This window comes from Martelella sp. K41-7 (assembly GCF_055808365.1).
On sequence record NZ_CM147867.1, the window covers coordinates 2,743,992 to 2,757,462 of the forward strand.

Here is a 13,471-nt window from a genome sequence, read left to right on the forward strand (position 1 = left end):
TTGGCGCGCGTCGGTAAGACGGACGCAGAGGTGCCGGCCACGGTCGACGACGACCTGGCCGCACAGTTTCGGCAAATGGGCGCGGTCATCGAGGCCGCGCCGGAAGACACCACAAACGAGGCAATCGAGATCATGGCGGTAAATCGCGACAGCATGCTTGGCTTTCTGGCCGTCGATACGCAATGGCGTGTCGCCGCGACCATGGCCGGCATGATCTGGATTGGCCTCGACTATAACGCCGTCGATGTCGTCATGCGCCGGCAGGCACTTCCAGATACCGTCTTCTCCGATCTCCAGACGATGGAAACCGAAGCGCTTTCCGTCCTGAACGGAGACGGATGATGGCCCAGCCCATGAAAGCCTCAATCCTTCTGGCCGTCGACAATTCCGATGCCCGGCGCGGTCTGAAGGAGACACAAACCGATTTCGACGCGACCGGTGCTGCGGCACGGTCGGCCGAACCGCATGTGCAGCGTCTGGTCGAGGCAACCACCGGGCTGAGCCGGGCCCAGACCACGAGCCGCAATCGCGGTGAGGATATCGCCGCCTATGGTGCCGAACTCGACCGGCTTCGCGGTAAATACAATCCGCTGTTTTCCGTGATTACCCGCTACCGGCAGGAGGTCACGGAGATCCGCCAGGCACAGCAGCTCGGCGCGATCTCGACGGATGAAATGACGGCGGCGATCAGTCGTCAGCGTCAGGCAACGCTGGCCTCGATTGACGCGATCAAGGGGCGCAATGCCGCTGCCGTTCTGGGCGGTGGCATGGCAGGTCTTAATGACAATAGTTCGCGGTTTCGCCGCCAGAACCTGACGTATCAGCTCTTCGACATCGGCCAGACGGCCGCCATGGGCATGAACCCGGCGATGATCATGGCACAACAGGGTCCGCAGATCGTCCAGCTCTATGCCGGTCAGGGCGGTGCCAACATGGCGTTGAAAGATTTCGGGTCGATCCTCGGCGGGCTGACACGACTGATCAATCCCGTAACGATCGGGATCGGCGGTTTGACGGCGGCAACGCTGGTGGGTGTTGCGGCCTACAGCAGCTACCTTTCGTCGACGAAACAGGTTGAGACCGCATCAGCCGGTCTTGGCCGTGCCGTCGCAGGAACCGCTGCCGAAATGGAGGCCTCGGCGGAGGCCGGCGCGGCAGCCGCGGGCATTTCCGTCGCCGCCGCGCGGACGATGCAGACGGCGTTTCTGAGAACCGGAAAGATCGGCTCGGAGAATTTCGAGACGCTGATCGGGCTTTCCGACGACTTTGCCGCGACGATGGGGATGGCCGCAGATGACGCCGGCGACGCGCTTGCAGATCTGTTTTCCGATCCAGCTAAGGCCGCCGATACGCTGTCGAAACAGTATAACCTGATCGATGCAGCGACGGCCCGGCAGGTGCGCAACCTTGCCGCCCAGAACCGTCTGATCGAAGCCCAGGCGCTGATCATCGATCAATTGCCTGGGAAACTGGCCAATGCGAACGAGGCCTCGACGCGTCTCGGCCGTGCCTGGAAGTCGATGCGGCAAGATGCGGCCAATCTTTTTGGCGCGGTTGGCGCGGGCGTCAACTATGTGATCGACGGCCCGACGGACGAGAACAAGCTGGAGCGGCTGCGCGAGCAGCAAGCCGAGCTTTATGAGCGAATTCAGCGACCCGATGACGGTCCTCTGGCCGGCGCTTTTCGCGCGCAGATGTATCGGGACGTCGCGGAAATCGAACTGCGGATCGGCATTCTGACTTCGCGTTTGAATGCGGAGGAGACAAAACGAACGGAAGCCGAAGCGCGCCAGCGCGTAACCGCTGCCTCGACGATCGCCGACGCCTCGCCCGCGCTGTCGACCATCAACCAGGTCGAGCGCTACCAGAACCAGATCACTGCATTGCAGACCGGCCTCGGTAGCCTGTCGCAGGCCGACATCGATGCCGGCGAAGGCGACCGGATCAACAAAGCGCTGGAGGCCAAGGAACGCGCGCTCGACGCCATTCTCGGCAAACAACAGCGGCTCAATGAGCTCGACCGGCTGGATATCCGGATTGCCAATGAGCGCAACCCGCTTCTGCGTGCCGAGCTGGAGGCGCAGCGCAAGAAGCTCGAGCTGCAAGGCCAGGAGATGGACCAAGCTACAGCCGACGCGGAAGTGCAGCGCGCCTATAACCGCGTGATCGAAAGCACGATCGCCAGCACTCAGGCTCAGATCGACCAGATCAATGCGGAAACCGACATTCGTGCCGGTCTCAATGCCCAGGTTGCGGCCGGAGCAATTTCGGCTTCTGACGCCAACCGCATCCTGCAGGAAGAGCTGCAGCTCAGGCCTCTGATCGCGGCGGCAGCTGAAGCCGAGGGGGAGGAAAAGCAAAAGCTCGAGGCGATCGTCAATGGCCTGGAACAAGCCTATGCCGCAGCGGCCGACGAGGCAAAGCGGGCGGCAAGCGAGCAGGCTCTCCTTGCCGGCAGCCAGGAGCTGGAGCGGCTGAACGCACAGATCGGGCTTGTCGGTGAAAGCGAGGCCGCGCGCCGGCGTGAGCTTGCCGTCCTGAAAGAACGTCAGAAGCTTGAGCAGGAAGGGATCAAGGAAGGCGCCGAAACCTATGCCGAGCGCATCGAGCAGGCCAAAAGGATCGCCGATGCCCAAAGCCAACTCGACCGTACGGAAAGCAATCGCGATGCGATCCGGACGCGTCAGGAAAGCATCGAAAGCCTGAAGGTACAGTTGGCGCTGATCGGGGCGACGGAGGCCGAGCAGCGCCGGACGCTTGCAGTGCTTGAGGAAAGGAACCGGCTGACGCGCGAGGGCATCGTGCTTGATAGCGAGGCCGGTCGCACGCGGCTGGCGCTCGCGGCTGCCGAGGCGGAACTGACAAGCGCGTTGGAACGCCGCCAGGCACAATATGAGGCGCTTCGCAGTCAGGGCGAGGATGCAAAGCGGCTGCGCGCTGAGATCAATCTTGTCGGCGCGAGCGAGGCCGTGCGCCGGCGGGAACTCGCCGCGCTGGAGGAAATGCAGGCATTGCGCCGTGAGGGTCTGTCGATCGGCGATCGTGAGTCGCAGCAGCGCCTGCAGAACGTGCGCGCGCTGGCGGACATGGAAGCGCAACTGGAGCGTCAGCGCGATGCCTGGGGCGAGATCCAGTCGACGCAGGAAGACGCGATCGACAGCATCTTCGACTTCAAAAAACTGGCCTCTGGTGACTTTGGCTCGATCCTTGAAGACATGGCCAATAGCGTCGGCCAGATGATGCTGGATCTCGGTGCCAAGAACCCGCTCAAGAACGCGCTGCTTGGCACCAATTACGGCACGTTCGACGATCTCCAAAAGCCCGGCGAAAACATCCTGTCCACAATCTTCGGCGGCGGGCAGTCGGTCGGTGCGATGAACGTCCAGGCGGCAACAGTGATCGTCAACGGTGGTGTCGCTGCGGGCCCGGCCGGGCTGATGTCCGGTTATGGTGCCAATGACAATTTCGGCGGGACAGGAGTGGGCGGCAATGTCGCCTCTGCCGGCGTCGATCGCGCCTTTGGCCTTCTGGGTGCGACCGAGGGCAACGGGCTTGGCGACATCAACGCCTTTCTCGCCGCCGGCGGCGTCGACATCAATGCGGCGGCGACGAAATGGTGCGCCGGCTTCGTCAACTCGGCGCTTGCACAAGTCGGCATTGATGGCAGCGGCTCGCTGATCGCGAACAGCTTTCAGGATTGGGGCCTGCAGATCGATCCATCGCAGGTGATGCGTGGTGACGTTCTGCTGAATTCACGCGGTCTCGGTGCGAATGAGATGGGCGGCCATGTCGGTCTTGCGACTGGCGCTTCAAGAATGATGGGCGGCGACCTGCAGCTTCAGATGCTCTCCGGCAACACCGGCAACGGCGTCGGCCTTGGCTGGCAGAATGCGGCCAACCTGCAGGTGCGTCGCGCGTCCGAGGCTCTTGGCGGTCTGGCGCAGAACGCCGGCATCGCCAATCAGGGTCTCGGCGTGTTCGGCGACGGCCTCGGTCAGCTCGGCAATGCCTTTTCCAATGTCCAGATCGGCGGCGCTTCCGGTGGTGGTGGCGGTCTGTTTGGCTGGCTTGGCAGCCTCTTTGGCGGCATCGGCGGCGGATCGCAGTTGCAGATCGCCCAGGCGACCGTGGCGTCAGGGGCATGGACGGGACTTTATGCAGAAGGTGGTCCGATTGTTGGTCCTGGCGGTCCGCGCGATGACATGGTGCCGATCTGGGCATCCAATGGCGAATTCATGGTCAACGCCCAAGCGACGGCAAAGCATCGACCAATCCTCGAAGCCATTAACAGCGGGCGTCCGTTCGGTCGCTACGCTTCAGGCGGCGCTATCGAAACCGGCCCGGCCTACTGGCCGCAGGCCGGCAACAGCAATGCCGGCGCGACGGCGGATATGCGCCCGATGATCCAGGTCATTAACAATTCTTCTGCTCCGGTGACCGGCGAAGTCGAGGAAACGACCGATGCGCAGGGCCGCAGATCCTACCGCATGGTGCTGTCCGATATGACTGCCGACGGTTTGAGTGCGCGTGACGGCAAAGCCCGGAAAGTCATGCGCGAGAGTTACGGCGTTCGAAAGCTGGGAGTGGCACGATGACGATCCTCACCTGGCCGTCCGAACTCCCGAAACCCGACCGCGATGGCTATCAGCGTCAGATCGATGATCCGCGTGGTGAGCGTCCACGCGATACCGGCCCTCGCGGTTGGAAACGGCGCTGGTCATCGGTGAGCAAAAGCGTTTCGCTGACCATTGATGTCGACCGCAGCCAGAAGGCTGTCTTTGACCGGTTTTACGAGGACAATGCGGACTTCGGTTCGAGCCTGTTCTGGATGCCGGATCCGACGACCGATGGCTGGCCGCTTCTGATGCCGGATGGCCAACCGCTTCTGATGCATGATGGCACGCCGCTTCTGATGGCCGCGCGCTGGCTCTGCCTGTTCGGCAAGCCGGTTCCGAGCGAAACCGTCAGAGGCATCCGCTTCAAGATCGCGTTTAACGTGACGGTGATGCCATGAGACGTGTCAGCTTTAACGCCAGAACCGCATTCGATGCCGAGACCGGCGGCGACATCGAGGTCGCGCTGTTCGTGTTCGAGCACGCCCTGTTGCCGGAACCGATCCGTCTTTCAACGGACCCGACCGAGCGTATTTCCGCTGAACCGCTGATCTATGGCACGCGGTCGATCTGGAACGGCGCAAACCCGGTGGTTGATCCGTATCTCTTCGTTCTGGCGAGCGCTGAAGTGCCCGGCGATATGGAGGATGCGCCGGCGGCAGCAACGCTGGTGCTCGAAAACGTCGACAACGAAATCGCCTCGGTGCTGCGTTCTTTTGTCGACTACGCGACGGTGCACATGGCCGTGGTGCTGGTCGGTTCTCCTGACCTTGTCGAGGTCGAATACCGAGACATGAAGCTCGTCTCCGCCGACGGCGATGCTGGCGAGGTCCGGATCGCCATCGGCCGCCGTCCGATCGAGGACGAGCGCGTACCGATGGACCGCTTCACCAAAGACAGATTTCCGGGGATTTATCGATGAGCTGGTCCGACAGATATCTTGGCATTCCGTTTTGTGACCTTGGCCGTGATGCTGCCGGCTGCGATTGCTGGGGGCTTATCCACCTGGTCTATGCCCGTGAGTTGAAGATCGCGCTGCCCACCTATCGCCACGCCTATAACTCGACCGATGAACGCGCCGAGATCGAAGGCCTGATCGGCACGGCGGCCGCATCCAGCACATGGCACCGCCAGGGCGAACCGCAAGCCATGGACGTGGTGCTGTTCCGGCGCGGTCAGGTGACCTCGCATATCGGCATTGTGGTGCGCCCGAACTGGATGCTGCACATGGCCGAGACCGGTGCGCGCGTCGAATGCTACGGCATGCCGTCCTGGAAACAGCGGCTGCGCGGCATCTATCGGCACGAAAGGCTGATGGCATGAACGGTCTTGTCCAGCTCACCACAGCGCCGGTCATCGATCCCGGATCCGCGCGCCTGGACATGACCGTGCCGGCCGGGGCCACGATCGATGACATGATCACGATCGGTCTGCCTTCGCTGGCCGTCATCGACCGCAAGCATCTGCGCGTCACGCTCGTCTCGGCCGAAAGCATGATGCCGGTTCCGCAGCAATTCTGGAAACAGGTTCGCCCGAAAGCCGGTGTACGTGTCGTCATCCGGGTGGTGCCGGGCAAAAACGCTGTGCGCTCGATCCTGATGGTTGTCGTGTCAATCGCTGCCTTTGCCCTGGCACCGGCCATTGCGGGCGCATTCGGCTTTACGGCGGCATCGGCTGGTTTCGGGCTGGTCAAGGGCCTGATCACGGCCGGACTGACGGCGATTGCATCGCTTGCGATCAACGCACTGATCCCGCCGCCGCAGGCCAACAACAATGACGGTGAGAAGCGCAACACGTTTCAGGTATCCGGCTGGCGCAACCGGGTGCCGGGCGACAGCGAACCGGTGCCTATGTTGTTCGGCACGCATCGTGTCGCGCCGGTCTTTGCCGCCACGACCTACACCGAGATTGTTGGCGACGAGCAGTTTGTCCGTGGGCTGTTCACGTTCGGCTATGGCGCTCTGTCGCTCTCGGATATCCGCATCGGCGAAACGTCGATCGACGAATATGACGAGGTCGAGATCGAAACCCGTTCCGGATATGCCGGCGATGGTCCGGTCACGCTTTATCCGCGTCAGGTCATCGAGGAAGCGACCGGCATCGAGCTTGTCCGGCCACTGCCGCGTGACGATGCCGGCGAAGTGATCGAGGGCCAGCCGGCCGAGGAAAAACCGGTGACGCGGGCAACCGCGCTCGACAGCGCCAGCACCTCGGTGATCATCGCCATGCCGTCCGGCCTGTTCGAGGTCGACGACAACGGCGAGGTGCGCCAGCGCACGGTCTCTGTCCGTATTCGCCAGCGCCCGGTTGGAAGCCCGGACTGGCAGGGTGTCGCCACGCTCGAAATCAGCGCCGGCAAGCGCGAGACCTTCTTCCGCCAGCACATGTGGGATTTTCCGGCACGCGGCAAATACGAGATCGAGGTCACCCGGATGACGGACGAGCAGACCTCGACCCGCATCTCCGACCGCGTCACCCTTGCAGCCGTGCAGTCGATCCGGCCGGAATACCCGGTCAATTTCAATAAGCCGCTTTGCCTTCTGGCGATGCGGATCAAGGCGACCTATCAGCTCAACGGCGCGCTCGACAATGTCAACGCCATGGCGACCCGGCTTGCCGAGGCTGGCGAACTGCCCAACACCAGCAACCCGGCCGCAGCCTATGTGAAAGCGCTCACCGGGCCTTGCAATGCTTATCCGGTGTCTGCCGCGTCGATCGACATGGATGCGATCAACGACTGGTACCAGTTCTGCCAGACCAAGGGTCTCAAATATGACCGGCTGCATGATGCTGCCGAGAACCTCGGCGAGATGCTGCTGGCCATCTGTGCGGCCGGGCGTGCGACGCCGCGCCATGACGGCGTCCGCTGGACGGTGGTGATCGACCGCCCGGACGATATGGTGATCGATCATATCAGCCCGCGAAACGCCTCGGACTTCCAATGGTCGCGGACCTATTTCGAGCCGCCGCATGCCTTCCGCGTCCCGTTTTTCGATGCGACGAACGACCACAAGCCCGCAGAGCGGATCGTGCCCTGGCCGGGCCATACAGGTCCGATCGACCGGACCGAACAGATCGAGATGCCGGGCAAAACCGATCCGGCCGAGATCTGGCGGGAGGCGCGCCGGCGCCAGTACGAGCTGATCTACCGGCCGGACAGCTATCGCGCCATGCAATCGGGCGCGGCGCGTGTGGCAACGCGCGGCGACCTCGTCGCGCTGTCCTCTGACGTTTTGACGCGCACGCAGATCTCGGCTCGCGTCCGCGCGGTTCAGGGTGCGATCGTCGTGCTTGATGACATCGTCACGATGGAGGCAGGCAAGACCTATGCAATCCGGTTCCGGGTCTTTGCCAATAGCGAGGATGAGATTGGCACCTCGCTGGTACGCCAGGTCGAGACCGGCGCAGGTCGATGGAAGACGCTGATTGTGGAAGACGCATCGACGCTGCCGAAGATCGGCGAACTGATCCACTTCGGCGAAATGGACACGGTCTCCTCGCTCATGAAAGTAAAGGGCATAGAGCCGGGACAGGACTTTGCCGCGACCATCCATATGATCGATGCCAGCCCGGTTATCGATGACCTGACGGATGCCGAAGTGCCGCCCGCCTGGGACGGCCGTGTCGGTGGCGAAATCGCGAACTACGAGGTCTCCCCGGCCGCACCGCGCATTTCGCAGGTTTATTCCGGACTTGCGGGGACCGACAGCGAAAACGGCCTCGCCATCCTGATCGCGCCTGGCGGTGGATCGGCCGCAACGCTTTCAAGCTACCGGATCGAGCACCGCCTTTCCGGCGGCGGATGGGCAAACTTCAGCATTCCCGTAGCCAATGGCGGCGCAGCGATCGTCGGATATGCAAAGGGCCAGACCGTCGACATCCGTGTTTATGCGATCGGTGGCGGTGGCACTGAAGGGGCTGCGAGCGGCACAGTTGCCGTTACCATCGGCGCAAACGACCCTGTCATTCCAGGAGCGCTCAACACAGGTTCGATCACGGCCGCCGGAGGTCTCGGCTTTGCGCGAGTCTCGCTGGTCACGACGGCCGATGAGGCCACGGCCGCGCTTCAGCTTTATCGCGTGCCGGCAGGTGGCACTCTCGATCGTGATATCCATCGCACCGGCGCACCTGTTGCTGTCGTGCCATCAAGCTCTATCAATCTGGCTGATGGCGATACGACACGCGCAAGCCTGATCAACAACGGCGCATTCTCAAGTGCTGACACCTGGTCGCCGGAAGGCGGCTGGTCGATCTCCGGCGGTAAAGCGACGCATACGGCCGGAACTGCCGACCTGATCAGCCAGGCCATGACGCTGACAGCCGGCAAATACTACCGGATGGCGTTTGCGATCTCCGGCCGGTCGGCCGGATCGGTGACGCCGCAGCTTGCAGGCGGATCAACCGCAACCGGCACGGCCAGATCCGCCAACGGTTATCACCTCGACCGCATCCGGGCCGTCTCTGGAAACAACGCGTTGGCGCTTGCCGCCTCGGCCGACTTCGATGGCGCGATCGATGACGTGGTGTTGTTCGAAGAGAGCGGCGCATCGATCGGACAGGGGATCTACGACTATTACATCGAACCTCTGAACGAGACCGGCTCGGCCGGACCGGTCAGCGGACCATTCACCGTAACGATTGTGTAACAGGTGGCATGACATGAACGGACTCAAGACCAACGATCTCGACAATCTTGAACTGATTGATCAGCTCATCGGCAATTATGACGGCAACACCGGCGTAATCTCGGGTGACAGGCTGATTGCGCTGTTCAAAGCGTCGGCCGGCCCGACCTATGAGGCGCGCGCTGAACTTTTCGCCGACCTAGCCTGGCCAGCCGGTGCAATAGCCTCGGTATGGGGCGACGCGACAGTTGTGTTCCGGGGAACATACAAGAAAGCCGGCGCAGTCGGAACAGGCGGGTGGGCCCGGATCGGCGACCTGCCCTTGAACGCGGCCACGCAATCCGCGCTGGACGCAAAGGCGGACGAAACGACGCGCGCCTCGGCCGACGCGCTATTGCAGGCCGATATTGACGGCGAGATTGCCAATCGGCAGGCTGTGTCCGGAAGCAAAAATCGTGTCTATGAAGACGAGCGCCACGAGCGCAGCGGCTACGATTTCGCTGAATTGGGAAGCGACTGGAGGCTGATCCGATCTATTATTGATGGGGTCGTTACGCACTCCGGACCACATGAAATAGGAAAACTCAACGGCATTACCTTCAGGACGGATGGACGATACGAACGGTCAGGCTATGCAGCGGTTTTGCTGGGTTCTGACGATACGCTGATCGCGGGAGCGCAGAAGAAAGAAGATGCCGAGGCGGCGGTCGACCTGAGTTTGCCGGTTCCACTCAATTTCGCCGGACGCTACGAGCGCTGTGGATATGCGGCCGTCTGGATCGGCAGCGATTATAGATACATCATAGGTAACGAGCCGGAGGTGAGCGTTGCCGTCGCTGAGGACGATGCTGTCCCGATCGCCTATATCGATGATGACGGCGGAGAGGCCGCTGTCTTTATCGAGGCCCCTGCGTCTGGTCAGCGCAAGCGCTTGTCATCGGCTGGATCAGACGCGAGCGGTCTACAGTATGACGGGCGTGGGCATGTTCTATGGACCGCGCCGGACAATGCGATAGGAGCGCCAGGCGGCCAGTATTACAGCGGTCTCTCTGCGCCTGAAGAACATGCTGTCAGGCCAGTGCGAAAGCTTGCATGCTGGGGCGATTCAATTACTGCACAAGGCTGGATGAGCTATCTGGCAGCGGCCGGAACCACGAACACCTTTTATAATTTCGGGCGGTCTGCCGACACGTCACTTGCGATCGTGAGCAGGATGGGCGCGCTCAAGAACTATTATAGTGTTGATGGTGGCGCAATCCCGGCGAGTGGAAGCGTGCTGTTAACCCGTTCCGGGCCGGGCGATCCCTTAAGGAAGTATGCCGGGGTCAACGCATCTGTTCAAGGCTACCTCTCCGGCATTTGGGGCACATTATCTAGTATCGGCGGCGTTGTTTCCTTCACACGTGCGTCGGCTGGGTTGACGATCACGGGATCGACGGCAGAATTTAAGTGGGGCTACTCGGCCACCGCAGACAACGACCCTGCGGACGAAACTATGCTGATCACAGCAGCGCCGGAAATGACGCATATCGTCATGATGGGTCGAAACGATGCGGCCGAGATAGACGACATTTTCCGCCACTACGAAGCTGCGTTTGATTGGATGCAGACACTCACCAGACGCTTCGTTTTTGCGCCGTACTTTCCGACGAGGTCCGAAACCAGCACGTCCTCGGCGTGGATGACGCGCGCGCGGTTGGTCGACAAAATGCTCGTGCGATGGCCGAACAACACGCTTGATCTACTGCCCCTGCTATTGGCGGCTTATGACCCCGAGACGCCGCAGGACGTGACGGATGTTGCAAACCAGGTACCGCCGTCAACCTTGATGCAAGGCGACGGGATCCACCCCAATGATGCAGGAAAGGCCGTAGTCGCCACTGCATTTGATAATTTCATTACGACCAAAGGAACACTGGCATGAGCAATCTTGTAATGCAGATCAATACACCCGGTCTCGGTGAAGTCGTCTATCCATATAAGGCAATGGATGTCGGGACGCGGGCATTTATCGACACAACGTCGGTCTGGGCCTGGGGCGGATCACTGCCTGCCGAGGGGGCGACGATCAGCGGAGGTCAGGGGCCGAAAAACAACGCTCGAACAGAAGACGGATGGGCAGATGGTGCCGCCACCGTTGCGCAAGACCTCCTGTACTCCAAAGGGGGAGTAGTGCTCTCATCCGACGATCACAGGATCAATATGCCGGCTGGTTTCTTTCCAACGTCCAGCGATACCCATCTTGGTTGGATTTTCTGGGTTACCAGCGATGACAAACCGGACGCTGTGACCGGATCGGTGTTTAACAACTCGGTTTTTGGTACCTATTTCGGCGGCACCGAGCAGTTCCTGGTTCGTACCATTTATAATGGCGGCGTGATTGACAACGTCGAATTACGCTGCAGAGGCGCCAGCACTTGGAGCAATATATTCCTGCTGGAAAGTGCTCTCAAGAGCGGCGCACTGGAACAAATCGGCTTCGAAATTCACCGTCATGGTGACGGAACCATGACACAAAAAGTGTTTCGAAACGGCGTCATCATTCAGGAGCGCGTCACAAATGACACGGCGGGGTGGGGTAGCCCAACAGTCGGTGACACTTTCACTGTCGGGCGCCATCCTACTTACCCGAATTATGGGATGTACGGGACCTTTTGGCAGGCGATGGCGTGTCAACTTGACATTGAAGGCGCGCGCGATTTTGCCGATACAGTCTCAATCGACTTTGAACTGACGCAACCTCGCATCGCAGCGCTGATTGCAGCGTAAGCGGTATCAACGGCAGGTGGCCAGGGCCTCACGGCTCTGGCGCGGCGGGGTCTTAGTTTGGCGACCAGACCCGCCGGGCAGCACATTACGATAACTGCCACACCCGCCCCCCTTAGGGGCGGCGTGAATGTGGCTGAGTCGTGAGATATTTGAAATGGTAAATCAGCGCCCGGTCACACCGGCCGTTCCCGCCGCCGGTTACATCGGCGGCAAGCGCATCCTGTCGAAGACCGTAATCCGCAAGATCAACGCGATCCCGCATGACGGCTATGCCGAGCCCTTCGTCGGCATGGGCGGCGTGTTCCTGCGCCGCGATCGCCAGCCGAAGACGGAGGTGATCAACGACATCAGCGGCGATGTCGCCAACTTCTTCCGCATCCTGCAGCGGCATTTTCCGCAGTTCATGGATACGCTCCGCTTCCAGATCTCCGGCCGCCGCGAATTCGAGCGACTGATGAAAACCGATCCCACGACGCTAACCGATCTCGAACGCGCCGCCCGCTTCCTTTATCTTCAGCGTCTGGCCTTCGGTGGCAAGGTCTCCGGCCGCAACTTCGGCGTCAGCAAGACCACCGGCGCGCGCTTCAACCTGGTCAAGCTCGCCTCGACGCTGGAGGATATCCATGAGCGCCTTGCCGGCGTCGTCATCGAATGCCTGCCCTGGCAGGACTTCGTCCGCCGCTATGACCGGCCGGGCATGCTGTTCTATCTCGATCCGCCCTATTGGGGAAACGAGGCCGATTATGGCGCCGGCGTCTTCGGCCGGGAGGATTTCGAGACGATGGCGGGCGTCCTGGACGGGCTTAAAGGCACTTTCATCCTGTCTTTGAACGCGGTTCAAGGCGTCTTCGAAACCTTCTCACGGTTCGACATCGAGGAGGTCGACTGCACCTATTCGATCGGTGAGGGGAATGGGAAGGGCGTGAAGGAGGTCATCATAACGCCAGTCGAAACGTCGTTCGCATAAATGGAACGGGGTTGATCGATGCTGATTTTGCCCGTTCGCAGTTGACCAACTCCACTGTTTTAGAAGAATCTAAATCGATGTCGGTTCTAGGTGGAGGCGTAACACATGCGGCAACAGATTTTCTGGGGGATAGTCGGGTTGCTGATTGGCGGATTTTTGGGCGCAGGAATAGGCATCGCAGGGGCGTTTGGCGCCTTCAACGGGATGTACATCTGCGCCGGCCTCGGCTTCATCCTTGGCTATCTTCTACCGCCGGAGGTATCGCGACGTTGGCATCGTCTAAGATCTGTTGTCTACCGTTGGAGATCATGACGCCAGCAAAGACTTTACGCGCGGCGGCCAAATAGGGCCGGTGGCAGCAAAACTGATTCACGCCTGGCGGAAAGAGGCGCGCCGATTGCTCGTCTTCGGCCACCACGAGAGCGAGCGGCTGGCATCGCTGCTGGCGGCGGCACGGGCCATTCATAGGGTCGTGCCGCTGGATTGAAGGCACAAAG

The 13,471-nt window shown here is 61.2% G+C and carries 10 protein-coding genes; all 10 read left to right on the forward strand.

Annotated features, from left to right (window positions below; translation table 11 throughout):
* The first annotated feature begins 30 nt into the window (after positions 1 to 30).
* The 10 genes from AC0L7L_RS13070 (at position 31) to AC0L7L_RS13115 (ending at position 13,461) form a co-directional block, all read left to right on the forward strand.
* Positions 31 to 342, forward strand: coding sequence for a DUF1799 domain-containing protein (locus AC0L7L_RS13070; RefSeq protein ID WP_272212404.1), 312 nt, complete (start codon positions 31 to 33; stop codon positions 340 to 342).
* Positions 342 to 4,595 (forward strand): phage tail length tape measure family protein, encoded by a 4,254-nt coding sequence (locus AC0L7L_RS13075; protein ID WP_473509445.1) that lies wholly within the window; start codon positions 342 to 344, stop codon positions 4,593 to 4,595. The genes AC0L7L_RS13070 and AC0L7L_RS13075 overlap by 1 nt, the downstream gene beginning before the upstream one ends.
* Entirely contained in the window at positions 4,592 to 5,014 is a 423-nt protein-coding gene (locus AC0L7L_RS13080) for a hypothetical protein (protein ID WP_272212408.1), read from the forward strand. The genes AC0L7L_RS13075 and AC0L7L_RS13080 overlap by 4 nt, the downstream gene beginning before the upstream one ends.
* Positions 5,011 to 5,535 (forward strand): hypothetical protein, encoded by a 525-nt coding sequence (locus AC0L7L_RS13085; RefSeq protein WP_272212409.1) that lies wholly within the window; start codon positions 5,011 to 5,013, stop codon positions 5,533 to 5,535. The genes AC0L7L_RS13080 and AC0L7L_RS13085 overlap by 4 nt, the downstream gene beginning before the upstream one ends.
* Positions 5,532 to 5,936, forward strand: coding sequence for a C40 family peptidase (locus tag AC0L7L_RS13090; protein ID WP_272212410.1), 405 nt, complete (start codon positions 5,532 to 5,534; stop codon positions 5,934 to 5,936). The genes AC0L7L_RS13085 and AC0L7L_RS13090 overlap by 4 nt, the downstream gene beginning before the upstream one ends.
* Entirely contained in the window at positions 5,933 to 9,259 is a 3,327-nt protein-coding gene (gene gpJ, locus AC0L7L_RS13095; RefSeq protein WP_473509448.1) for a TipJ family phage tail tip protein, read from the forward strand. Before AC0L7L_RS13090 ends, gpJ begins: the two co-directional genes overlap by 4 nt.
* Before the next feature lie 301 nt (positions 9,260 to 9,560).
* On the forward strand, positions 9,561 to 11,162 hold the full coding sequence (locus tag AC0L7L_RS13100; RefSeq protein WP_473509450.1) for a hypothetical protein: 1,602 nt from the start codon (positions 9,561 to 9,563) through the stop codon (positions 11,160 to 11,162).
* Entirely contained in the window at positions 11,159 to 12,007 is an 849-nt protein-coding gene (locus AC0L7L_RS13105; protein WP_473509451.1) for a hypothetical protein, read from the forward strand. The genes AC0L7L_RS13100 and AC0L7L_RS13105 overlap by 4 nt, the downstream gene beginning before the upstream one ends.
* 154 nt (positions 12,008 to 12,161) lie before the next feature.
* Positions 12,162 to 12,974, forward strand: a complete 813-nt coding sequence (locus AC0L7L_RS13110; RefSeq protein ID WP_272212417.1) for a DNA adenine methylase — start codon at positions 12,162 to 12,164, stop codon at positions 12,972 to 12,974.
* A gap of 352 nt (positions 12,975 to 13,326) precedes the next feature.
* Complete coding sequence (locus AC0L7L_RS13115) at positions 13,327 to 13,461, forward strand: hypothetical protein (protein ID WP_272212418.1); 135 nt, start codon at positions 13,327 to 13,329, stop codon at positions 13,459 to 13,461.
* Positions 13,462 to 13,471: the final 10 nt, after the last annotated feature.